At 45.2% G+C, this 24,546-nt stretch carries 19 protein-coding genes, 1 tRNA gene and 1 pseudogene; 10 read left to right on the plus strand and 11 right to left on the minus strand.

The features are described 5' to 3' along the window. Window positions 1-24: 24 nt before the first annotated feature. Window positions 25-2,334: a bifunctional (p)ppGpp synthetase/guanosine-3',5'-bis(diphosphate) 3'-pyrophosphohydrolase gene (locus tag FTU82_RS10860; protein ID WP_180001501.1), complete on the plus strand. Its 2,310-nt coding sequence runs from the start codon at window positions 25-27 to the stop codon at window positions 2,332-2,334. A gap of 100 nt (window positions 2,335-2,434) precedes the next feature. Continuing rightward, window positions 2,435-3,087: pseudogene (locus FTU82_RS10865) on the plus strand (hypothetical protein). Between the two features lie 47 nt (window positions 3,088-3,134). Here FTU82_RS10865 and secF read toward each other — a convergent pair. The 8 genes from secF to queA form a co-directional block, all read right to left on the minus strand. Further along, window positions 3,135-4,109 (minus strand): protein translocase subunit SecF, encoded by a 975-nt coding sequence (gene secF / locus FTU82_RS10870; protein ID WP_171255744.1) that lies wholly within the window; start codon window positions 4,107-4,109, stop codon window positions 3,135-3,137. An 8-nt stretch (window positions 4,110-4,117) separates the two neighbouring features. After that, window positions 4,118-6,016 (minus strand): protein translocase subunit SecD, encoded by a 1,899-nt coding sequence (secD, locus tag FTU82_RS10875; protein ID WP_180001500.1) that lies wholly within the window; start codon window positions 6,014-6,016, stop codon window positions 4,118-4,120. A gap of 51 nt (window positions 6,017-6,067) precedes the next feature. After that, on the minus strand, window positions 6,068-6,397 hold the full coding sequence (yajC, locus tag FTU82_RS10880; RefSeq protein WP_005098077.1) for a preprotein translocase subunit YajC: 330 nt from the start codon (window positions 6,395-6,397) through the stop codon (window positions 6,068-6,070). Window positions 6,398-6,498: 101 nt separating this feature from the next. Then, window positions 6,499-7,629, minus strand: a complete 1,131-nt coding sequence (gene tgt / locus FTU82_RS10885; protein ID WP_005098076.1) for a tRNA guanosine(34) transglycosylase Tgt — start codon at window positions 7,627-7,629, stop codon at window positions 6,499-6,501. A 119-nt stretch (window positions 7,630-7,748) separates the two neighbouring features. Further along, on the minus strand, window positions 7,749-8,600 hold the full coding sequence (locus FTU82_RS10890; RefSeq protein ID WP_180001499.1) for a DUF4303 domain-containing protein: 852 nt from the start codon (window positions 8,598-8,600) through the stop codon (window positions 7,749-7,751). 111 nt (window positions 8,601-8,711) lie between these two features. Next, entirely contained in the window at window positions 8,712-9,281 is a 570-nt protein-coding gene (locus tag FTU82_RS10895; protein WP_005098074.1) for a LemA family protein, read from the minus strand. Between the two features lie 57 nt (window positions 9,282-9,338). Next, complete coding sequence (locus FTU82_RS10900) at window positions 9,339-10,367, minus strand: hypothetical protein (protein ID WP_180001498.1); 1,029 nt, start codon at window positions 10,365-10,367, stop codon at window positions 9,339-9,341. Window positions 10,368-10,382: 15 nt separating this feature from the next. Further along, window positions 10,383-11,417 carry a tRNA preQ1(34) S-adenosylmethionine ribosyltransferase-isomerase QueA gene (gene queA / locus FTU82_RS10905; protein ID WP_180001497.1) on the minus strand — a complete coding sequence of 345 codons (1,035 nt, stop codon included), beginning with the start codon at window positions 11,415-11,417 and terminating at the stop codon, window positions 10,383-10,385. Between the two features lie 167 nt (window positions 11,418-11,584). Between queA and FTU82_RS10910 the strand changes: the two genes are divergently transcribed. Continuing rightward, a tRNA-Leu gene (locus FTU82_RS10910) sits at window positions 11,585-11,671 on the plus strand. 257 nt (window positions 11,672-11,928) lie between these two features. Here the strand turns inward: FTU82_RS10910 and FTU82_RS10915 are convergent. Further along, window positions 11,929-14,160 carry an NADP-dependent isocitrate dehydrogenase gene (locus FTU82_RS10915; protein ID WP_159138812.1) on the minus strand — a complete coding sequence of 744 codons (2,232 nt, stop codon included), beginning with the start codon at window positions 14,158-14,160 and terminating at the stop codon, window positions 11,929-11,931. 486 nt (window positions 14,161-14,646) lie between these two features. Here FTU82_RS10915 and FTU82_RS10920 point away from each other — a divergent pair, with 486 nt between their 5' ends. Continuing rightward, the gene (locus FTU82_RS10920) at window positions 14,647-15,156 is read left to right on the plus strand and encodes a DUF1543 domain-containing protein (protein WP_005098068.1); all 510 of its coding nucleotides are present in this window, start codon (window positions 14,647-14,649) and stop codon (window positions 15,154-15,156) included. 136 nt (window positions 15,157-15,292) lie between these two features. Further along, on the plus strand, window positions 15,293-16,285 hold the full coding sequence (locus FTU82_RS10925; RefSeq protein WP_074383514.1) for a DUF2804 domain-containing protein: 993 nt from the start codon (window positions 15,293-15,295) through the stop codon (window positions 16,283-16,285). 63 nt (window positions 16,286-16,348) lie between these two features. Here the strand turns inward: FTU82_RS10925 and FTU82_RS10930 are convergent, their stop codons facing one another. Beyond that, entirely contained in the window at window positions 16,349-17,227 is an 879-nt protein-coding gene (locus tag FTU82_RS10930; RefSeq protein ID WP_180101333.1) for a metal-dependent hydrolase, read from the minus strand. A gap of 142 nt (window positions 17,228-17,369) precedes the next feature. On the opposite strand from FTU82_RS10930, the gene FTU82_RS10935 reads away from it, so the two are divergent. Further along, on the plus strand, window positions 17,370-18,407 hold the full coding sequence (locus FTU82_RS10935; RefSeq protein WP_005098065.1) for an AraC family transcriptional regulator: 1,038 nt from the start codon (window positions 17,370-17,372) through the stop codon (window positions 18,405-18,407). 48 nt (window positions 18,408-18,455) lie between these two features. Here the strand turns inward: FTU82_RS10935 and FTU82_RS10940 are convergent, their stop codons facing one another. Then, window positions 18,456-19,790, minus strand: coding sequence for a Na+/H+ antiporter NhaC family protein (locus FTU82_RS10940; RefSeq protein WP_180001495.1), 1,335 nt, complete (start codon window positions 19,788-19,790; stop codon window positions 18,456-18,458). A 365-nt stretch (window positions 19,791-20,155) separates the two neighbouring features. Between FTU82_RS10940 and trpA the strand changes: the two genes are divergently transcribed. Genes trpA through FTU82_RS10960 form a run of 4 tightly spaced genes read left to right on the plus strand, consistent with a single transcriptional unit; the run spans window position 20,156 to window position 24,174 of the window. Further along, the gene (gene trpA / locus FTU82_RS10945; RefSeq protein ID WP_180001494.1) at window positions 20,156-20,956 is read left to right on the plus strand and encodes a tryptophan synthase subunit alpha; all 801 of its coding nucleotides are present in this window, start codon (window positions 20,156-20,158) and stop codon (window positions 20,954-20,956) included. A gap of 1 nt (window position 20,957) precedes the next feature. Further along, window positions 20,958-21,854 carry an acetyl-CoA carboxylase, carboxyltransferase subunit beta gene (accD, locus tag FTU82_RS10950; RefSeq protein WP_034608357.1) on the plus strand — a complete coding sequence of 299 codons (897 nt, stop codon included), beginning with the start codon at window positions 20,958-20,960 and terminating at the stop codon, window positions 21,852-21,854. Continuing rightward, window positions 21,851-23,134, plus strand: a complete 1,284-nt coding sequence (gene folC / locus FTU82_RS10955; protein ID WP_180001493.1) for a bifunctional tetrahydrofolate synthase/dihydrofolate synthase — start codon at window positions 21,851-21,853, stop codon at window positions 23,132-23,134. The genes accD and folC overlap by 4 nt, the downstream gene beginning before the upstream one ends. Continuing rightward, entirely contained in the window at window positions 23,125-24,174 is a 1,050-nt protein-coding gene (locus tag FTU82_RS10960) for an SPOR domain-containing protein (protein WP_373683527.1), read from the plus strand. The genes folC and FTU82_RS10960 overlap by 10 nt, the downstream gene beginning before the upstream one ends. Window positions 24,175-24,546: the final 372 nt, after the last annotated feature.

The raw sequence follows: 24,546 nt of genomic DNA on the forward strand, positions 1-24,546 counted from the left end.
TGTATTTACAAGTAGGAGAAGGGTATGGTCACAGTACGTGAGCAACTCCCTGGACGACTCAATGAGTTGTCACAGGAGACGACTGTAGAACATGCCGAACAAGCACACCACGATCTGACTGAGTGGTTGGATCGGGTTCGTGGCATATTAGATGGGGCACCTTTACAGCAGCTCGAAGAAGTCGCCCACTTAACATTAGAAAGAGAGCTGCAAAGTACGGTTCAGCATCGTTCCAATACCTTTTATACCGGTATTGAGATGGCAGATATTTTGGCACATCTGCATGTCGATGAAGATACCCTGTCTGCGGCCATGCTCTATCGTTCGGTGCGTGAAGGCGTCATGCCACTGACTGAAGTGTTAGAAAAATTTGGTGAGCAAGTGTATAGCCTGGTCAAGGGCACGCTGGCCATGGGTAAACTGTCTGAACTGATCGAAAAAAATAAACGTCTGGAAGACCATTTCGATAATAATCAGCGTGAACATCTGTCCGGCATTTATAAAATGCTGATTTCAGTGACTGAAGATGTGCGTGTGGTTCTGGTGAAGTTGGCAGAGCGTACCTATGCCTTGCGTGAGCTGACCAATTCCTCGCGTGAACGTCAGGAGCGGGTTGCCCGAGAAATTCTGACGATCTACTCACCACTGGCGCACCGTTTAGGCATCGCCCAGTTAAAGTGGGAACTGGAAGACTTGGCCTTCCGTTATCTTGCGCCAGAACGTTATAAAGAAATTGCTTCTTTACTGAATGAAAAACGTTTAGAGCGAGAGCAATATATTCAATTCGTGATTGATAAATTACGCAATGAATTGTCTGAATATGGCATCGAAGCTGAAATTAACGGACGCGTAAAACACATTTATTCGATTTATCGAAAAATGAAAAGCAAGAGCCTGAGTTTTGACCAGCTCTATGATATTCGTGCCTTAAGGGTATTGGTCAAGAGCGTACCGGAGTGTTACCACAGTTTAGGGATTGTACATCAGATCTGGCGACATATTCCGCATCAGTTTGATGACTATATTACCAATCCAAAAGCCAATGGCTATCGTTCCCTGCATACGGCTGTAATTGCCGAGAACAAATCACTTGAAGTGCAGATTCGTACTTACAGCATGCATGAAGAAGCAGAGCTGGGGGTGTGTTCGCACTTTAATTATAAAGAAGGCTCGAAAACCACCGATCATTCTTTTAATCATCGTTTGCATTCTTTACGCGCAGTTCTCGAGCATTATCAGGAACGCAATGAGTCCAGTGCACATAAAGAAGCAGAAGATGAAATCGAAAACTTCGAACATATTCAAGACTTCGAAGGCTTCGAAAAAATTTATGTGTTTAGTCGTGATGGTGATATCAAAGAGTTGCCGCGTGATTCAACTGTGCTCGACTTTGCTTATCATGTGCATACCGAAGTTGGTAACAAATGCTATGCCGCGCGTGTCAATCAGCGCTATGTGCCACTGACCTATACCCTGAAAACCGGGGAACAGGTCGAGATTCTGACCAAAAAAGACCGTGAGCCGAATCGGGACTGGCTGGTTAACTCTCTGGGTTATATCAAGACTGCACGTGCGCGCGACAAGTTGCGCCACTGGTTCCGTCAACAGGACCGCAGTAAAAACCTGGAAGTCGGCCGTGAAGTGCTGAATAAAGAATTGTCACGTCTGGCGATTCATCCAAAATCGATCGATTTGAGTGATTATTGCAATCATTTTAATGTCAAAACCGGTGATGACATTCTGGTGAATCTGGTCAATGGTGATATCAGCCTGCATGCCTTGATTAATCAGGTGAATCGTCATATGCATCTGGATCAGGATGAACCTGAGCTGGTGCTGAAGCCAGCGCTGAATCCGCGTGCCAGTCATACGCTGTCAGCGCACGGTATTCTGATTGACGGGCTGGATAACGTAGAGCTGCATGTCGCGCAATGTTGCCAACCGGTGCATGGTGAGTCGATCGCTGGCTATATCACCCTGAATCGTGGGGTAAGCATTCATAAGGTGGCTTGTCCGGACTATGTGCGCATGATCACCCAAGAGCCTGAACGTGCGGTAGAAGCCGACTGGGAAATGCAGCCAACACGTGGCCAGAGCGTACAGATTGTGGTGGAAGCCTATGATCGACGTGGTCTGCTCAAAGATCTGACGCAAGTGATTTTTTCCGACCAGATCAATATCCGTCAGGTCAATACTATTTCGGAAGCGGACGGTATTGCCAATATGAAGCTATTGATTGAAGTTAAAGGTCTGGCGCAACTTTCCAAACTGCTGGCGCGTCTTGAACAGCAGCCGGGCATTATCAGCGCCCGCCGTCTGGTACAGGGCACTTAATTCTTTATTTCTAAGCTGAAGAAAGCCTGCAATTCAATTGTGGGCTTTTTTATTGTAAGGTATTTGAACAAAATGGATAAAAACAGATCAACAGACCGATATGAGTGCGCCAGAAATATTTGAACGAAGACGACATCATCTGACAAAAGTGATTGATCAGCTGATTGACACCCAGCAATTTAAAACCGGCAAAGAGATCTGCGAGCATTTTGGCTTGTCTGCTGCTTATATCGCGCAGTTACTGAATAGCAAACGCCAGATCGGAGAGAAGGTGGCAAGGGAACTGGAACAGCAACTTGGCTTAGCTCATTTAATTCTGGATCAGACGGTCGAACCGAAGATTGAACTTGCTACAGCTATAGAACAGGTCGCTTTATTTCAGATGCAGGTGGTACAGCAGCAGGCCTTTAAACTCAATCCCATAGATTCTATGGTTTCGTTCAATCAAGATATTTTTCATCTGCAAGCACAGCATTATGCGATTCAGGTGGCAGAGCACTATTATTTTCCCATTCTGAAACCGGACTGGTGGCTGGTTTGTGATAAAGAGTTGCCAGTTTTTGGGATGTGCTGTGTGTATCTGGTCAACGGCTTGCACTCATTTTAGAAGAGTTGGGCGAAGCTCAGGATGTTTATGAATTTCGAAGTCTGGATGAAAATCGGAAAGTCATTTTCCAAAAAACAGATATTGAAAAAATCCATCCAGTGATTGCGATTCTGCCGGCTACTTCAACATTCAAACAGCAGAAATAATTCAGCCCATCCTAGGACGGGCTGAACGATGAAAATGAAATATCAGATTAGGGAATCTGGTTTTCGTCTTCAAATTCTGGCTTGACTTGTACGATAAAGTCCTGACGGTTTAAACCACGCCAAAGTGCAAATCCAGTCCCGATATAGATTGAAGAGTAGGTACCGACAAAAACGCCGACAAACATCGCAATCGAGAACCATTTCAGGCCATCACCACCCATGAGCATCATTGCAACAACAACCAGCAATAGCGTCATAGAGGTATGAATGGTACGGCGTAAGGTTTCGGTCAGGGCAATGTTAATCACTTCAAGCGGTTCTGCACCCCGAATCTTACGGAAGTTCTCACGGATACGGTCAGAGACCACGATATTATCGTTCAGTGAGAAACCAATGATCGCAAGGAGTGCCGCAAGTACCGTCAGGTCAAATGGCCACTGCGTCATGGCAAAAATCCCGAGGGTCACCACGATGTCATGGAACAGCGACAGTACTGCACCGATCGCCAGTTTGAGCTCAAAGCGGATGGTGACATAGACCAGCATCAGCAAGAGTGCCAGTGCCACCGCGCCACCAGAGCGGACATACAGCTCATTACCCACCTGTCCGCCGACTACATCAAGCTTCGGTACCTCTGCCGCATTATTTGGCAGCTGAACCGCTGCTGTGACCGCTTTAGTCAGGTCTTCAGCTTCAATGTCTTCCTGAACGGGCATACGTACCATCAGGTCGCGTTCTGAACCTAAAGTCTGCACCACGGCATCGTTGAAGCCAGCCTGGCTCAGTGCCTTGGAAACATCCTCCGGTTTGACCGGATTGGTATAGTTCAGCTCGGCTGCCACACCACCGGTAAAGTCCAGACCCAGGTTCAGACCTTTAGTGGCAATAAAGAACAGACTCGCAACCGTTAAGAAGATAGACAACAATGCCGCAGGCAAAGCAATCTTCATAAACGGAATGACGCGTTCGTCTTCAGGGCGACCATACTGTTTCTGATTCAGTTGAGTATTTTCAGTCATCATCGATCTCCTTAAATGCTCAACTTTTTCAAGTTACGTTTTTTGCCATAAATGATCTGTACCACGGCACGGGTTACTGTAATGGCAGTAAACATCGAGCAGACGATACCAATCATCAGGGTCACGGCAAAGCCTTTGATCGGACCTGTACCAATCGCGAACAGAATGAATGCAACCAGGAAGGTGGTGAGGTTCGAGTCAAAAATGGTGTTATAGGCTCGATCATAACCCGCCACGATCGCCTGTTTCGGCGAGGCACCCCATTTCATCTCTTCCCGTATTCGTTCACAGATCAGTACGTTGGCATCGACCGCCATACCGATGGTAATCACGATACCGGCAATACCAGGAAGGGTTAAAGAAGCCCCAATCCATGACATGACGGTAAGAAGCATGGCCAGGTTAAAGACCAGAGCAAAGTTGGCAATCACACCAAACAGACGGAAGAAGACCACCATCCAGATCGCAACTAAGAGGAAACCGATCTGAGTTGAAAGGACACCTTTATCGATGTTTTCCTGACCCAGACTTGGACCAATCACACGTTCTTCGACAAAGTACATTGGTGCAGCCAAAGCACCTGCACGTAGCATCAAGGCAAGTTCAGCAGCTTCCTGCGGAGAATCCAGACCAGTAATACGGAACTGAGAGCCGAGTACCGCCTGAATAGTTGCAGCATTAATCACGACAGATTCAGTATATGGGGTACGAACTTCAGTTTGAGTACCGGTCGCAGGGTCTTCCACATAGCTAATGCGCTGTTTGTTCTCGATGAACAGTACCGCCATACGTTTGCCAACCGCATTACGGGTCGCATCCGACATCAGTTTGCCGCCTGCGCTGTCTAGCGTAATGTTGACTTCAGCACCGCCGGTGTCCTGACTAAAGCCAGAAGATGCATTCTGAACACGTTCACCAGTCAAGATCCGGTTGCGGTTCAAAAGCAGCTGACGACCACTGTCCAGGGATTCATAAGCGAATACTTCTGTACCTGGTGGCAATGTGCCAGTCGCCTGACCGGTATATGGATCAATATATTGATCATTCAGGTCAGAAACCAGACGAAACTCAAGGTTTGCGGTACGACCCAAGACACGTTTTGCTTCTGCAGTATCCTGTACACCCGGCAATTCAACCACAATACGGTTGCTGCCCTGGGTTTGCACCAGTGCTTCTGCCACACCTAACTCGTTAATACGGTTACGTAAGGTGGTCAAGTTCTGGTTGACTGCATAAGACTCGATTTCTTGCTTACGTACATCAGTATAAGTCAAACGTAAAGTCGAACCGGTATCAGTCGCAACAGCCTGCTGGGTAAACTCATTGCCATTACGGCGCAAGAAGTCCATCGCTGCAGCACGATCATCATTGCTGGCAAACTGCACCACAATGGTGTTGCTGCTTAAGTTCAGGCTATTAAATTTCAGGTTGTTATCACGCAACTGACGACGTAGGTCTGTCGCAGAGGTTTCCATGCGCTGCGCAATCGCTTTGTCCATGTCCACTTCGAGTAAGAAGTGAACACCGCCACGTAAATCCAGACCCAGCTTCATTGGCTTGGCACCAATTTTTTGCAGCCATTCTGGCGTGGTCGGGGCAAGGTTCAGTGCAACCACGTAATCATCACCTAATCCGCGACGTAAAGCTTCTTTGGCTTTAAGTTGCAATTCACTTGAATCTACACGTAATAAGGCAGCATTGTTGCTAAAGCTATTGTCATGGGTGGCAATATTTTCAGTTGTTAAAATTTGCTCTGCTTTTTGTACGATGCTTGCATCAATTTGAGTACCGGCTTTGGCACCCGAAATCTGTACAGCAGGTTCATCTGGATACAAACTTGGCAGGGCATATAAGGTACTGATGACTAGTACAACTAGAATCAGTACATATTTCCATGCTGGGTAACGCATTTATTTTCTTCTTAAAATGAAAAAGTCGTGCAAGGGCACGACTATTTTTGATTAAAGGTTATTTAAAGTGCCTTCAGGAAGGACTGAAATCACACTCGCACGCTGAACTTTAACTTCTACGCCACGGTTCAATTCAACCACTGCGAAGTCACCTTCAATCTTGGTGATTTTGCCCATTAATCCGCCTGCAAAAACGACTTCACTGCCAACACCAAGGCTTTCAACCAAAGCACGATGTTCTTTGGCACGTTTAGATTGAGGGCGCCAGATCAAAAAATAGAAGATTGCAATAAAAACCGCAATCATCAAAAGGTTCGCCATCATGCTGGGTTGTTGTGCAGCTTCACCTGCAGCGTGAGCAGTCGAAATAAAAAGGCTCATTACATTTTCCTAAAATAAAAAAACTGGTGATCAACTTGATAATAAATTGACATATTCTTGCAATTTACATTGTCTTTTTCCTCAGCGCAAATGCTGATGGATTAATCTTGCGGGCAAGGGGGTACTTCCAGGCCACGACGGGCATAAAAGTCCTGCACAAACGCATCAAATGTACCGTTGTCCAAGGCATCACGCATGGATTCAGTCAAGCGCAGGTAATAACGCAAGTTATGAATGGTACCGAGCATCGAACCAAGCATTTCCCCACATTTTTCGAGGTGGAATAAATAAGCACGAGTGAAGTTGGTACAGGTGTAGCAATCGCAATGTGGATCAAGCGGGCTTTGATCGTGACGATATTTTGCATTACGGATCCGTACCAGACCATCTGTGACAAAATAATGACCATTACGTGCATTTCGGGTTGGCATCACGCAGTCAAACATATCGACACCACGGCGCACCGCTTCCACAATATCTTCAGGCTTGCCGACCCCCATCAAATAGCGCGGTTTATCTGCCGGCATTTGTTCTGGAAGATAATCCAGTACCTTGATCATTTCTTCTTTAGGCTCGCCAACGGACAGACCGCCAATCGCGTAACCATCAAAGTCAATATCAAGCAGGCCTTTTAACGATTCTTCACGTAAGTCTTCATACATGCCACCCTGAATAATCCCAAACAGTGCATTACGGTTTTTCAGAACCTCGTGATGTTGGGTTTTACAGCGCTTCGCCCAGCGCAAAGACAGTTGCAAGGATTTTTGCGCTTCTTCATGCGTCGCAGGGTACGGCGTACATTCATCAAAAATCATCACAATGTCAGAGTTCAGCGTGTGCTGAATGTCCATTGAAATTTCAGGCGATAAAAATACTTTTGAACCATCGATGGGTGAGCGGAAGGTGACCCCTTCTTCTTTAATTTTACGCATTGCGCCCAGACTGAACACCTGGAAGCCACCGGAATCGGTCAAAATGGGATTATTCCACTTCATAAATTCGTGCAGGCCACCATGTTCACGAATCACATCGAGTCCTGGACGTAAATACAAATGGAAGGTATTGCCCAAAATGACTTGAGACTTGATCTCTTTAATATCACGCGGCAACAGGCCTTTGACCGTACCGTAAGTGCCGACAGGCATAAACATCGGGGTTTCAACCACACCATGTTCAAGCGTTAAACGACCACGACGGGCGCGACCCGACTGACCTAATTTTTCAAACTTCATAGGAGTTCCACATCCAGGCGAAAAAACAGTTCGCTGCTAGTTCATAGCTAAAGGGCGCTATTTTCCTTGATTCTTACGCTAAACGCCAGCATTGTAGAGCATTCGCTCTGTAATTTTATTTATCGTTGAATAAATGCAAGATCAGGTGAAATAGTCGAATTTGCAGAAAACTGTTGCAAGCGCTGCTGGATATCTTCCCGGCTAAGAGCACAGCTGCCATCCGGTTCAGAGGCCATGGCGGCAATATGCTGGATCAGTTTCTGGATATAGATATTGCTGTCGATAAAGTAGGATTCCAAGGTCAGCAAATAGGCATCGTGCGCCACTTGCAGATAATCATAAGGCTCCATCACCAGCATTTGCTCCAGATCAATCAGAATGTCTTTGTCATTTTGCGAGAGTTTTAATCGCTTACTGATTTCAGAAAAAGGCTGGGCATGTCGGGAGGCTAGAAAGTTTTGCAATAAGGCGCTTTCTGGGTTGAGTTCCAGTGCAGATCGGCGTTCAAATTCGGCCTGGTTTGGCAGGCTCAGGAAAAAAAGTATATTGCCCAGATCCAGACCATAGGCTTCGGAGAGGCGATATTTGGCCTGTTTGAACGTTTGCAGTAATAAGTCCAGATGTGTTGTGTGGAGCTGTTGCTGTCCCAATAGCGGATGACCAAAACTATGCTGGGTTTTAAAATAATCGGCCAGCAAAGTTTTGAACGGGATCAGTCCGGAGTCGGGCGCAGCTTGTGCCCGATAACGCCATTTTGGGACATTCCAGCGATCTTGTTCAGCCAGATATTGCCGCTGATCCTCCGGATCTTTAAAAATACTGCACTCAGTCGAAATAGCCAGATCATCCAGCAGTAAAAATTCGTCAAAGACCAGACTACAGGCATAGATTCCATCGTCCTGATAATGGTCATAAAGCGGATAAAATTCTTCCACCAGCGTCTGCTCTAAGCGCTCTACATAATTCAGCATAATTTTTATTCTTTATTTTATTGGTTTTATAAAGGTGTAGCTTCATCCTGGGGCATTTTATTATAAGTTGAGTACGCCAGGATGAGAAAGTCGATCAGATGAGATAGTTGCTCAGTGAAAATTTGGACGATAGTCAAAACTCTGGGTTGCGCTCTGATCGCGAAAAGGGCGAACTGCTTTTTTTCCTAACAGCATATTATTAATCACATTGTGTGGGAAAATCTGGATCTGGTTATTAAACAGTTCCACATTGCGATTATAAATGGTAATTGCCGCACCGACATTTTCATTCTGTTCTTCAATTTCAGCCATCATTTTCAGATAAATGTCATTGGCTTTTAGCTCGGGATAGTTTTCAACCACTACATTGAGGCTATGCATGAGTTGTTTGTTCAGGCTTTCAATGCGCTGTAACTGAGAAATGTCGGCATCGTTGATATTTAAATTCATGATGTTCTGACGCAGTTCGGTGACTTTTTCCAGTGTGCCTTTTTCAAAAGAAGAATATTGCTCGACCAGCGGCTGCAGCCCATCCAGAATTTTCAGTTTCTGCCGTTCATAACTGGCAACATCCGACCAGGCGCGAATCGTCGCGTTGTGATGACGGACAATACTGTTGCGGATCATAATGATCAGCACAATCAGCGCAATAATGATCAAACATAAAACCAAAAATCCCATGCGAGATCTCCCCAATTCATATTTATATTCTGAAAATATTGATTTAAAAAAAAGCAGTTATTTTAAAAACTGCACAAGATCATGTTGTAACTGTTCGAGTTGTCTTAATTTAAACGTTCTGAGATGGCCGCGCAATGTCGAAATATCATTGATATGACGATGCTTGCTCGACACCTGAAATAGGTCATGAGGCCCCAGATAGCAGAGCATCCGATTTTCTGGATGAAACAGTAAATCCCCCTGACGCTGTGCAAAAAAATCGGCCAGACGCAGTACAAAACCCGGACTGAGTAATTTGGCGGTTTGCATCGGATCACTGCCATAAAAGTTTAAGCGTTGATTGGTACGAATATCGCTACTATGCCAAGGATGGCTATAAGGATAATAAAATTTACGTCGAGAAGTCGTGACCGCCAGCCCCTGAATCTGGATATCAAATACAAATACGCCCCACAGGTCTTTGTGAACCTGCATTAATTTAACCGGCTGCCCTTGCTTGTTGCGAACCTGTACTTCATCAATATAGTGATATTGAAACAGCAGCACCTGATGTTGCTGGCCGTTTTCATCTTCCCATATCGTACTGGCATAACGTGTAATCTCATTACTCAAAGAACCTTGATTGAATAAGGGGAATAAACGTTTTAAATGTCCAATAAAATGCAGGGGATTTAAAGGAATTGAAATATGCTGTGGCTGTTGCTGAAAGGCAAGCTGATATTTTTTGGCCAGTGCTGCATCTTCCAGAAAGCCAATAACTTCATCTAATGGTTGTTGTTGCTCATAGCAAAGATAGGCCCAGAACAGCAGCAGGCTGCCCAGAAAAACGCCACTTTGAATCCAGATATTTTCCGGTGCAATAAAAATGCTGACGATGAGCAACAAACCAATACCAGCCAGCGCCAATGGCAGATTATTTTCAAATTTTAGCGTTATCGGGCCATTCCAGGGATGCAATCCGTCCAGCAGGTCTTGATGACTCTTGGCTTGACGGCCCAAATCCCACAGCCGGGCAATATTCTGAAACACCACTGCATTTTTCTTGCGGCGAATATGAATGGACTGTTGTACAGACTCGATCGGCATGGGCAGCTATTCTCGCTATTGTGCCTGATCAATCAGCATGGCATCGCCATAACTGAAGAAGCGATAGTGGCTGTCTACTGCATGCTTGTAAGCATTCAGAATGTTGTCACGATTAGATAGGGCAGAAACCAGCATTAACAGGGTAGATTCCGGTAAATGGAAATTGGTAATCAGACGATCGACCACTTTGAACTGATAACCCGGATAAATGAAAATCTGGGTATCACCGGTCCAGCCTTTCAGCTCACTGCCATTGGCCTGCGCCGCACTTTCTGTGGCACGGGTAGCCGTTGTACCAACGGCAATGACTTTATTGCCACGCGCTTTAGTTGTTTTGATGAGTTCCATCGACTCATCGGACACCTGGCACCATTCGCTGTGCATGATGTGATTTTCAATATCGGTAGTGCGGACTGGTAAGAATGTACCTGCGCCCACATGTAGTGTGACAAAGGTGGTCTGAATTCCTTTGGCTGCTAACTTTTTCAATAAGTCTTCATCGAAATGCAGAGAAGCCGTAGGTGCTGCGACACTGGCCAGCTTGGTTGGATCATTAAACACAGTTTGATAACGTTCGGTATCAATTTCTTCTGCTTCACGGTTGAAATAGGGCGGAATAGGGAGGGCGCCATATTTGTCTAAGACATCTAAAATCGGCTGTGAAAATTCCACAATAAACAGGTTTTCATGACGACCTTGCACGGTCACTTTTACTGCATCTGGGCCAATAAACAGTTCTGCACCGGCTTTCGGTGAGTTGCTGGCCTTGATATGACAATGTGCAATGAACTGATCCATCATGCGTTCAACCAGTACTTCTATGGCACCGCCTGAGGCACGTTTGCCTTTTAGACGTGCTTTCATGACTTTGGTGTCGTTCAATACCAGTAAGTCGCCGTCTTCAAGCAAGTCCAGAATGTCGGTAAATTGATGGTCGTGATATTGACCGTGTGCGTCGAGGTGCAGCAGGCGAGAGGCACTGCGTGTTTCCAGAGGATAGCGAGCAATCAGCTCATCGGGGAGATCAAAATTAAAATCAGAAAGTTGCATGATGATTTACGCTAAAAAAACTGCGGCTAGTATAAACTTTTTTCTTTTTTATGGCGGGAATTGCTCGATTTTAAAACGAAAAAATGCCATTTGTTTTAAAAATAAACAAATGTAAATATTCTGCGTTGACAGTGCCGAGAAATCGCGTATTATACCTTTCATCCACTCCCGAGGTGGTGAAATTGGTAGACGCGGCGGACTCAAAATCCGCTGTCAGAGATGACGTGTCGGTTCGAGTCCGACCCTCGGGACCAAGATTCTAGAAAACCCCAAGCACATTCAGTCTTGGGGTTTTTTATTGTCTGTATATTTAAAAGTATTTATTTTCATCATTTCTTAAAATGGTTTTTGACTGAATTTGAGTGGTTTTGTCAGTAAGATGATGATTTATATCTATAGCGAAAAATAGATTAATTGAATAACTTTGATACATCAATCAGACATAAAAAACCGGCGCCTAGACGCCGGTTTTTTTATTTTACATTACTGATCAAGTCAGTTTTGCAAAAGCTTAGATCGTAGCAAGTGCTGCATTCAAAGTAGCACTTGGACGCATCACTGCATTTACTTTCTCTTGATCAACAGCGTAGTAACCACCGATGTCTACTGATTTACCTTGAACTTCAGCAAGCTCAGTAACGATTTTCTCTTCATTTTCAGCTAAAGTTTTTGCAAGTGGTGCAAATTTCGCTTTCAATTCAGCATTTTCGTCTTGAGCAGCAAGTTCTTCAGCCCAGAACTTCGCCAGGTAGAAATGGCTACCACGGTTGTCGAGTTCGCCAGTACGACGAGAAGGTGACTTGTCGTTATCTAGCAATTTGCCAGTTGCACGGTCTAAAGTTTTAGCAAGTAACTTGATGTTGTCATTGCCTTCTTTAATACCCATTTCTTCTAGAGAAACTGCAAGCGCCATGAATTCACCGAGTGAATCCCAGCGTAAGTGGTTTTCTTCAACTAACTGCTGTACGTGTTTAGGCGCAGAACCGCCTGCACCTGTTTCGTACATGCCGCCACCCGCCATTAACGGCACGATTGACAACATTTTCGCAGATGTACCCAATTCCATGATCGGGAACAAGTCAGTCAGGTAGTCACGCAGGATGTTACCTGTTACAGAAATGGTATCTAGACCGCGCGCAACACGTTCAAGCGTATAACGCATTGCACGTACTTGTGACATGATCTGGATATCAAGACCGGCAGTGTCGTGATCTTTCAGGTATTTTTCAACTTTCTTGATCAGTTCATTTTCGTGTGGACGGTACGGGTCAAGCCAGAAGATTGCCGGCATGCCGGAGTTACGCGCGCGAGTTACCGCAAGTTTCACCCAGTCGCGGATCGGTGCGTCTTTCACCTGACACATACGCCAGATATCGCCTTCTTCCACGTTTTGTGACATCAACACTTCGCCAGTTTCAAGATCAACGATGTTAGCAATACCCGCTTCAGAGATCTCGAAAGTTTTGTCGTGTGAACCGTATTCTTCCGCTTTTTGTGCCATCAAACCAACGTTCGGTACTGTACCCATTGTACGTGGATCAAAATTGCCATTCCACTTACAGAAGTTGATCATTTCCTGGTAAATACGTGCGAATGTTGATTCAGGCATGACGGCTTTACAGTCATAAGGTTTGCCATCAGCGCCCCACATTTTACCGCCACCACGGATCATTGCAGGCATAGAAGCATCTACAATCACGTCATTTGGTGAATGGAAGTTCGTGATGCCTTTGGCAGAATCAACCATCGCAAGTGCTGGACGATGTTCTTGGCAAGCATGTAGATCTGCAATGATTTCTTCACGTACAGAGGTTGGTAGAGTTTCGATCTTTTCATAAAGACCAGCCATACCGTTGTTTACGTTCACGCCAAGCTCATCAAATAACTTGCCGTGTTTTTCAAATGCGTCTTTGTAGTAAATTCTCACACAGTGACCGAATACGATCGGGTGTGAAACTTTCATCATGGTTGCTTTCACGTGAAGTGAGAACAAGATGCCGGCTTCTTTACAATCATCTAATTCTTTTTCATAGAAATCGCAAAGCGCTTTTTTGCTCATGAACATTGAATCGATGATTTCGCCATCTTGAAGCGCAACTTTTGGCTTAAGAACGATGGTTTTACCAGACTTGGTGATCAATTCCATTTTCACATTACGTGCACGGTCTAAAGTCATCGACTTTTCGCCATGGTAGAAGTCGCCTTCGTCCATGTGTGAAACGTGAGTTTGAGACCACTGTTTCCACTCGCTCATAGAGTGTGGGTGTTTTTTCACATAGTTTTTAACGGCAGCAGGTGCACGACGGTCTGAGTTACCTTCACGTAGTACCGGGTTTACTGCTGAACCAAGACATTTGCTATAACGTGCCTTGATTGCTTTTTCTTCTTCAGTGGCCGGGTTTTCAGGATAGTCAGGAAGGGCATAGCCTTTAGACTGGAGTTCCTTGATACACGCTGTTAGCTGGCCAACAGAAGCACTGATATTTGGGAGTTTGATAATGTTCGTGTCTGGATCTTGTGTAAGACGACCTAGCTCAGCTAGAGTGTCAGGCACCTTTTGCTCTTCGCTTAGGTAATCTGTAAATTCAGAGAGCACGCGCACAGCTACAGAGATGTCACTTTTGACGATCTCAACGCCAGCTGGCTTAGTAAAGGTCTCAATGATCGGCAGCAGAGAATAAGTCGCCAGTAATGGCGCCTCGTCGGTCAGTGTGTAAATGATAGTTGACTTTCCACCAGCCATATATAGCCCCTTGCGTTGGATTGAGTTTCTGAGGGCCGAACTTTTGGTCCAGCCTCATTGAACCGATTTGCTTAAATAAAAACATTGAGAGTATCGTCTTTCAGCGCATTTCAGTCAACGAAATATGCTTTTAGATTGAAATTTGGGCGAAAATTTGTACAGATTTGTATGGTTTAGCTGTGTTTGTATTTTGTACAAAAAAATAATTTTCTGCGATTAGAAATCATTATGGTGCTGGAAAGAAATTTTATGCTACCAGATTGTATTCACTGAAGATGAGTTTTTGAGCATTGGGTGGGATCGTGATGATCCCGAAATACAAATGAATGTTGAGTGATCAGATGCTATTTCGGGGCAGTTTCTTCGGGTCAATTGAGGCAATTTGCCTTGACGAATCGCCACCTCAATATCATGGAATTACTTTGCGATATACTTCTAAGCATTGATCAAATCATTCTTAAAATTGCAGCGAAATAAGGAAATCGGATGCCCAGTTTATTTATTGTGATGCTTGGTGGCCGTCATGCCCGTGCCAATACAGAAGTTCATGATGTGGTACTGGCAGTAGGCGAAACTCTGGAAGAAACCTATCCTCAACTGAAAAATGCCTGGTTTGCCGAGCAAAAAGGGCTGCATATTGATGCTTGGGCGCAAATTAATGGACTGGAGTTCGAGGGCAAAAATTATCACGTTCAATTTAGCGATGCTGCCCCGAATCAGGCTGCCGAAAAGCTTTGGCTGATTAATTTAGGGGGTTATGATGCACGTGAATTTGGTGAGCTGCACCGTTATGTGCTGGTGGTGGCACAGAATGCCATGGTGGCAAAACAGCGCGGTAAAGCTTATTTCGCCAAGCACTGGCAAAAACAGCATACTGACCGGGTGCTGGATGTCGATGATTGCATTGCGATTGATCAGGTGTATGGCCGATATGTACAGCTGGTCGAGGGACATTTTAGTGCGAATCGCTGGGAAAATACCTATCTCACGATTTAAAACTGAAGCATAGGGCTATAGCGTGGCTGAGTGTCAGGATTCGACGAGTGACTTAAAAAAAATCTTTATCAAAGTTCAATAATCTGCATAATACCGGAAAGGAAAAACAGCTTTTGACTGAGATGGAACATCTTAAATGGATTTAATTCAGGCAAATGGACAACCGCACTATGGACGTTTCAAGGAACTTCCAAAAAGTATTGACTATCAGGCATATCAATACAAGAACCCTTATGGTCAGGTGCTGTCAGGCTGGCGTAAGCATCTAAAATATAAGAAATTCAAATTTTGTAGTATTCAGCACGAACATTATACCATTGGGCTGGCGATTGCCGATATTGCATGGGCAGGGCACAGTTTTGTCTATGTCTACAACCATATGACCAATGACGTTCTGGAATGGAATGCGATTAATTTCCTGTCTCGCCATACTGTGCTGGATGAACAGCCATTATTCAATCACAGTTATTTTCATAAATCGCCTTTTCAGGTCGATATTCAGCATGCCAACGGTGTGCGCTATATCAATGTCAGTAAATACGGCGAAATTCAGCTCAGTGCACGAATCTTTTGTGCAGGAACCGATCCTTTAAGTATGTGTAGCCCAACTGGTATTAATGGTTGGACTTATACGCAAAAGCTCACGACCTTAGGTTGTGAAGGCTATTTTCTAAATAAACAAAAACAAAAGATTCAATTTAACGAACGAACTTTTGCCTTGCTGGATGACACCTGTGGTTTTCTACGTCCAGAAACTGCCTGGTTTTGGTTGTCGTGTAACTTTTGGGATGCGACCAATCAGCGGATTGGAATTAATTTAGCATCCGGTGTTAACGAAAGCTTTGGTAATGAAAACTGTTTGTGGATCAACGGAAAAATTTATCCATTGGCTGATGTGCTCTTTCAGCAGGCATCCGAAACTCAATGGACGATTCAATCGCTAGATGAAAAGCTAAATCTGACTGTAAGCACAGGCTGGCGACGTTATGAAAATCTGAATTTGCGTCTGGTCGGCAGCCAGTTTAGCCAGTGGCAGGCCAAAGTCTGTGGCACCATTCAGCAGGATGATCAGGAAATTATTTTACTGAATGAATATGCCTTGCTTGAGCAGCATTATGCCAAATGGTAAATCATCTTAAATCAAAAAGCCTTCAAGTTAATGAAGGTTTTTTGATTTAAGCGATGCTCACGTTTAGTCTTTCGCGGCCTGCCAGAAGGCTTCACAGGCTTGAATCGGATCGCCGGTTTCATTTAGGGTGTTGATCCAGACATCGTATTGGGCAATCACTGGGTGCTGACTCGGATGAAAGTCTTTTTTAAACCAGTCTCGATACTGTTTGCCCATTCGGGTCAATGTGCCTTTTGGGCCAAAAAACCAGGGTAAGCTCTTGAGATTCATCTGCAAGCGTTGCAAGAGACTAAAGCCATCATGTTTCAGCATGACATTGGCACGGTAGACGGTAAAACTAAACATTAAAATGGTCGTGCTGACTAAGGTGGCTCGACGGGTAAATTCTGGGGTTTTAGCCACATTTTTCATCACATCAAAAGCTACATCACGGTGTTCCATTTCCTCAATGGCATGCCAGGCCAATAATGCCCGTACAAAAGGATGGGCATCTTTCAGGGTCTGTTTTTGTCCATAAAAAGTTTCTGCCATAAGCGCCGTTAAATGCTCTGCCGCAGCGGTAATGGCAATATTAAACTGGGGTGAGCGGTGCTTCAGATCATAATTGAAAATTTTATTTAAACGTTCAATAAATTGGTCTACAGGCATGCCTTGCTCGCGCATCAACTGATTCATTTTGTCATGCGCGATGCCGTGCTGGGCTTCCTGGCGGATAAAATCCGCGACACGTTGTTGCAGCTCTGGGTCCTGGATCTGATCGCGGAACAGGCGGACACTCTGAATAAAATAGCGCTCGCCGTCTGGAAAGGTCAGGCTCAGGGCATCGAACATGCGTGTCATAAAGGGATCGCCGCCGAACCAGTAACGTGGAATTTCATCCAGTTTAAAATCAAGTTGGGTGCGAACCACAGGCTGTAGGGCGGATTTTAATATGGCGTTCATCTTGTAGATTCTTTTTTGTGACGATGCTGACAGTATGTCGGCGAATCTCGCCATTGTTTTGACAGAGCTTGCCAATTTTTATACATTTTATGCCAAATGAAAATAAAACTGGTCAGATTAGAGCTGCCAGCGAGAATCGCACATGCAAGACATAAAAATATCCAATGGTTATCTTCAGCTCTGGGCGACTTATTTGCGTGATGTGGGGATTGAACCCTTAACTGCCGACTTTCTGCAAGATGTGCATGACTCGCTTGTGACCCTCATCGATCAGCCTTTTGATACACAAGTACCTTTGGAATTGTTGAATCATATTATTTTAACTACTCGGCAACATCTGAACTGTCCGCAGCTGATTTTTGAAATCGTGCAGGTCATTCGTCCTGAGCATTTTGGTGTACTGGGTTATATGGTTTCACGTAGCAGTAGTGTCGCGGAAATGATCGGCTATAGCATGCGCTTTCAGCGGCTGGTGATTGATGGCAGTGAATTCGTGCCTTTACAGTTGAAGCAGCATGAACACAGTATGGAACTCTATTGGGGCTATTTAGATGAAAAATATAATTTGTTAAATGAGCTCACCATGGCAGCAATGGTGCAACTGGGACGGGTTATTTTGCAAGAGCAGCCACTTTTATTGCGTTGTGTACGACTGGCTCATGCAGCTGAAATGGCACAAATGCATTATCAAAAATTCTTTGCCTGTGAGGTTCAGTTTTCTCAAGATTATTATGCTCTGGAACTGGATGTACAGGGGTTAGCTCATGGGTCTGAGCATGCTGACCCCATATTATTGCAGTTGCTGACTCTTCAGGCGGAACAGGCGATTGCAGCAAAAGTACCTGTTGAAAATACCTTGCAGCAAGCACAGCAAATCATTGCCGAACAGTTGCGAACCAGGCAACAGGCGATCAAAATTGAGCAGCTTGCCCAGCAGTTGTGGATGTCGACCCGAAGCTTGCAACGCTTATTCAGCATATATCAAACTTCATTTAAAAAACTGCTGCAACAGCAGCGCATCAAACGCTGTGAGATTTTGTTACAGCAGGGGCTTAGTCTGAGCGAGATTGCTGAAGCGCTGGATTATTCCGACCAGTCGGCCTTGGCCCGCGCCTATAAAGCAGCCACCGGACAGACTTTGTTCCAGCGCAAGAAACAGTTAAAGCATGCACAGCAATAAAAAAGCGACCCAATCAGATCGCTTTTTGATGTGAGGATGATACAGAGATTAAGCGGTTGCTTTAAGGTTGGGGAATCTCAACGCAATCGCAGCAATTGCGAAGATGGCCAGAATCCAGCAATAGTACAAGCCGCCAATCAGTTCAACCGGTGAGATTTTTGCAATCGAGCAGGCGAGGAGCAACTGTGCACCATAAGGAATCAGACCTTGTACCACGCAGGAGAAAATATCCATCAGTGCTGCAGAACGCTTGGGATCCACGCCGTATTCTTTGGCGACTTCACGTGCCATATCACCCGACAGAATAATTGCCACGGTATTATTGGCCACAAAGATATTCGAAAACACCACTAGAAAACTAATCCCGATTTCACCGGCACGTTGCTGACCGACTTTAAACAGACGAGTCAGGCTATAAATACGCTCGATCAGCCAACGTAAACCGCCTTCACGTTGCATGATTGCCGACAGGCCACCGAGGAACATCGACAATAACGCCACTTCAAACATGCCGACAAAGCCGTCATAAATTGAAGTATTCAGTTTGAGCAGATCAAATTCAGCTGTGGCAAACAGGCCAAACAACCCGGAAAGTAGCACCCCAATGGTCAGTACAGCCAGAACGTGTAAACGGCTAAAGGCTAAAATAAATACGGCGATATAAGGTAAAACCAGAAGCCAGTTAAAGGCCTTGTATTCCACCGCATTGCTACTGCCAGTACTCAACACGTAAATCAGAATAGTGACGATCGATGCAGGAACCGCAATCCAGATATTGACCCTGAACTTGTCACGCAGTTGTACGCGTTGGCTGGTGGTCGCCGCAATGGTGGTGTCTGAAATCATGGACAGGTTATCACCAAACATGGCACCGCCTACGACTGCACCAATGGCATAAATCACATCGATATCGGTCACCTGGGTGAAACCAAAAGCGATCGGCGCACAGGCCGCAATGGTGCCCATGGAGGTACCCATCGCCGTAGCAATAAAGGCCGAGATCACAAATAACATCGGCAGAATAAATGTGGGTGGAATCACCGACAAGCCCATCTGCACGGTGGCATCAACACTGCCAATGGCGCTACTGACGCTGGCAAAAGCGCCGGCCAACATAAACACCATAAACATCAGAATTAAGTTCGGATGACTGGCACCTCTGAGGAATTCCTCAATGCCCTGGTTGAGTTTGCCGCGATACACTAATGCAGCCAAGATAATCGCAGGCAGGGCAGCCACAGGCGCTTTCACCTGATAGAACGCGAACTCGGTTCCGATCAGGGAATGATAGATCCCGCTACCCAAAAATAGGGTTAAAAATACAATAAGTGGCAGCAGTGCAATGGCGCGTGCCTGCACTGTCGCCTCAGAATCAGTCTGCATAGGAGATAAAAAAGTAAGAGAATAGGACTAGTATAAAGCAGGTTTTGCTATTTCAGAAAACTTTAAATGAATGCGCTAACATCTGCATTTTTATTAATTTTTATATGATAAAAATAAGTTTATCTAAATATTCAAGATTTTAGCTAATAGCAAAATTAGGCATCTTTGATCATTGTGAAAAAAATCAAAATAATCGTAAATAGACCCTTCCGAATTGTTTTGAAATCTTCGCACAGGAAATGAAGTACTCGAGGTCGGTATCGCAGACTGTTCATTGGACAAAAAATAGCGTTACAATGCGATGTCTTGTATTTCTACATAGTCAATGCCTCAAGTTTGAAACACGTTAAGGAAAATACCACCCTATGTCACGTTTAGCCACACGATTTGGACAACTTAAATCTCAACAGCGTAAAGCTTTAGTTTCTTATGTCATGGCGGGTGATCCGCATCCAGAAGTCACAGTGCCTTTGCTGCATGAGATGGTGGAAGCGGGTGTCGACGTGATTGAGCTGGGACTTCCTTTCTCAGACCCGATGGCAGATGGTCCCGTAATTGCTTTAGCGGCTGAACGTGCGCTGGCAGGCGGAACCAATACTTTGGACGCACTGCACATGGTGAAAGAATTTCGCTTGAAAGATCGCGAAACACCTGTGGTGCTGATGGGTTATCTGAATCCGGTCGAAGTGATTGGCTATGAAAAGTTTGTGGCTTATGCTTACGAATGTGGAGTAGATGGCGTGCTGCTGGTGGACTTACCGCCAGAGGAAGCACAAAGTCTGGGTGAAGTACTGGAAAAATATGACATGGATCAGATTTTCCTGCTGGCACCTACTTCAACCGATGCACGTATTCAACACGTAGCGAAACAGGCCACTGGCTTTATCTACTATGTATCCTTGAAAGGCGTGACCGGTGCAGCAACTTTAGATGTCTCTGAAGCCGCTGCCCGCATTCAAAAGATTAAAGCTGTGACTGATGTTCCTGTAGGCGTAGGTTTCGGTATCAGCGATGCTGCATCTGCGAAAGCGATGGGTGTTGCTGCCGATGCAGTTATTGTGGGAAGTGCGTTTGTAAAGCAGTTTGCAACGCTTGCACCAGAACAAGCCGTTATTGCGACGGTGAATAAAGTCAAGGAGCTTCGAGCAGCGCTCGATGAGTTATAGTATGAGTCAACCCGTGAAATCAGGCAAAATTCTGAGCCCATCGACCCCATGGACGGAACGCATTGTTCCAGGCATTCATGTACCTGATGAGCAAACGATCTACAAAGCGACATTTACCGAGCCTACGGTCGAGTGTCCTGAATGTCATGCTTTGGTGACCCGTACCGCGATGTCATTCAATGCCTATGTTTGTCCGCAGTGTGATGAGCATTTACGCATGAAAGCCCGTGATCGCCTGAACTGGTTCTTTGACCAGGTACAGACTGAACTGGGTCAGGAGTTTAAGGCTAAAGATCCGTTAAAGTTTGTCGATAGCAAAGCTTATCCAGAGCGTATGGCAGAAGCGCAAAAGAAAACCGGCGAAACCGAAGCGTTGGTCGTGATTCAAGGCCTGCTAAAAGATGTCCCAATGATTGCCTGTGCATTTGAATTCGATTTCATGGGCGGCTCTATGGGGACAGTGGTCGGTGACCGTTTTGTTCAGGCGGCAGAGCGTGCGATTGAAGCCCGTCAGCCCTTGATCTGCTTTGCTGCTTCAGGCGGTGCACGTATGCAGGAAGGCATGTTGTCCTTGATGCAAATGGCACGTACTTCGGCTGCTATCCAGCGTTTAAAAGAAGCAGGCCTGCCTTATGTGGTGGTATTGACGCATCCGGTATACGGTGGTGTCACTGCATCATTGGCGATGCTGGGTGATGTACATCTGGCTGAACCGAAGGCGATGATTGGCTTTGCCGGTAAACGAGTGATCGAACAAACTGTCCGTGAAAAACTGGAAGAACCGTTCCAGCGCGCGGAATATTTGCTTGATCATGGGGTAATCGATCAGATTGTTCACCGTCACGCATTACGTGATACAGTTTACCGTATTGTTACGAAATTGATGAACCTGCATTGAACACAGCACCGCTAGCAACAGATTCTTTAAGTACATGGCTCGATTATTGGAGCCATGTTCACGTTACGGGTATTGATTTAGGTCTGGAACGGGTTATTCCGGTGGCTGAAAAGCTCGGTGTGACACGTCCGGCGGCCAAAGTGCTGACGGTGGCTGGAACCAATGGTAAGGGTTCAACCACCACCACACTGGCTGCGATTTTGAATGCACAAGGCTTCAAGGTCGGACTGTATCAATCTCCACACGTGTACCGTTTCAATGAGCGGGTAAAACTGCGCGGCATTGAAGTTGAAGATCAGTTGTTGGTGGATGCTTTTGTTCAGGTGGATCAGGCTCGTCGCGAATGTGATTTGAGCCTGTCTTTCTTTGAAGCGACCACTTTGGCCGCTTTTGTGATTTTTAAAGATCAGTTATGTGATGTCTGGGTGCTGGAAGTCGGTCTGGGCGGTCGTCTGGATGTGGTCAATGTGGTTAATCCGGATGTAGCAGTGATTACCAATATTGGTCTGGATCATACCGATTGGCTCGGTGATAGCATCGAGAAAATTGCCTTTGAAAAAGCCGGAATTATCCGGCCGAATATTCCGGTGGTGTTTGGTGGACAGCAACAGATTCCACAAGCCATTTTAGCTAAAACTCAGCAATGCAACGCGCCCCTATATGCGGTGAATCGTGATTATTTCTATGAAGCATGTGCAGATGGGCAAAGCTGGGTCTTTGCCTCTTCGGGTACGACCTTAAAACTTTCTACAGGATCGTTGGCGCTAGATAATATTTCTACCGCTGTGGCTACCATTCTGCTGAGCGGATTAAACGTCAGTCAGGATGTGATGGCACAAGGGATTCAAACGGCAAAGTTGCCGGGACGTTTTGAAGTCTGTCAAATCCAGAATAAAACCGTGATTTTTGATGCCGGACATAACCCGCATGGGGTCGAGTTTCTGCTGAAACAGTTGCGAAACTATTTAAATTACAATCAAAACTATAAAAATATCGTTTGTGTGTTTTCAATGTTGGCAGATAAAGATATAAATTCTGTCACCAAGTTATTGAAAGACACGGTTCAATTGTGGAAAATTGCACCATTATCCGTCCCACGTGCGGCAGAGCTCACAATTTTAGCTGAGGCTCTAGGCGGTGAGGCGGTAGAACAATTTGACAATGTGAAATTAGCTTTTAAATCAGCACTGGATCAAACAGATAATAATCAGCTGATTTTGGTATGTGGATCATTTCATACCTTAGAAGCGGTATGGGAGTATTTGGAAGAATGTCAATGAATAACAAACAGCGCTGGATGGGCGGTGTTGTTTTACTCGGTGGTGGTGTTTTATTGGCAGCATTACTCCTGAAAGGTCAAGATGAAATCAAGCAGGACCGTCAGCAGAAACCGGCACAGGTTGCGGAAGTGGAAACTAAGGATGCAGTGAATCATTCGCTGGGTTCCTTGACGGTCGATGTGGAAACAGAAAAGCGTTTACTTGAACAGCAACGCCGTGATCGGGAAAAATCTGTGGCAGAGCAGGAGGCTCGTGCGGCTGAATTTTTAGCGATGCAGCAGCAGGCAGAAGCAGATGCGGCGCGTAAAGCGGCTGAAGAATATGCTGCACTTAATGCGCATCGTATGGGACAGCAAAGCTCGGATAATATTCCACCAGAACTGGTCGAAGACGAACAGGCCAAACAGAAACGCTTGGCTGAAGAAAAGGCTGCACAAGACAAAAAGCTAGCCCTGCAGAAGCTTGAGCAGCAAAAAGCCAACAGTTCAACTGAAGCGGCCAAGAAAGAAGCGGAGCGTAAAGCCGCTGAAAGCAAAGCGGCTGAAGAAAAACGTAAATTGGAGCAACAGCAAAAAGCCGAAGCAGAGCGTAAGACGGCTGAGGCAAAACGTAAGGCTGAGGAAGAGCGTAAGGCAGCCGAGAAGAAAGAAGCTGAACGTAAAGCCGCCGAAGAAAAACGTAAAGCCGAAGACAAACGTAAGGCTGAAGAAGCCAAGAAAAAGGCAGCAGAAGACGCCAAAAAGAAAGCAGAAGCTGAGCAGGCACGTAAATTGCTGGAAGGTGAAAGTGACAAGCAGTGGATGGTGCAGGTCGCACTGGCAGCCAATGAAGCCAATGCAGATGCGGTTGCGGCAAAACTGCGTGCCAAGGGTTATAAAGTGACCAAGAGTCCAACCTCTAAAGGGATTCGTATCATGGTCGGTCCATCAAAGGATCGGGAAACTGCTGATGCTTCGCGTAAAAAAATCGCTGCAGATGACAGTCTGAATATGAAATCTGCCTGGGTGATTGACTGGGTGCCTTTAGATAAGCGTAACTAAGACAGCGTATTACTGTACTTTGGTTTAAAATGGATTCAGGTTATGCCTGGATCCATTTTTATTGGGGAGCAAAAATTAAAAAGGTGACAAAACTCTCAGGATTAAAAAAGCCTATCTAAAGATAGGCTGGTGATGAACTTCGAAACCGACACGTCATTCGGGTTAGAAATTCAGTTTTAATCTTGCTGCTTTTTATATAGATACATCAACGTTAAGAGTGATTGATAGTAAATAATTATATTGATAAATATAGTCAAACATATACAATTTAGGTATTAAATTTTAAAAAAACTTGCAATGAAATACTTGACTGAAAGCTTAAAGAAAGTAGAGCAAGACCTTGCTTATTTTGTATCCCCTGAAAATAAAGAT

The organism is Acinetobacter sp. YH12151 (genome assembly GCF_013418355.1).
Taxonomy (GTDB): domain Bacteria; phylum Pseudomonadota; class Gammaproteobacteria; order Pseudomonadales; family Moraxellaceae; genus Acinetobacter; species Acinetobacter pseudolwoffii.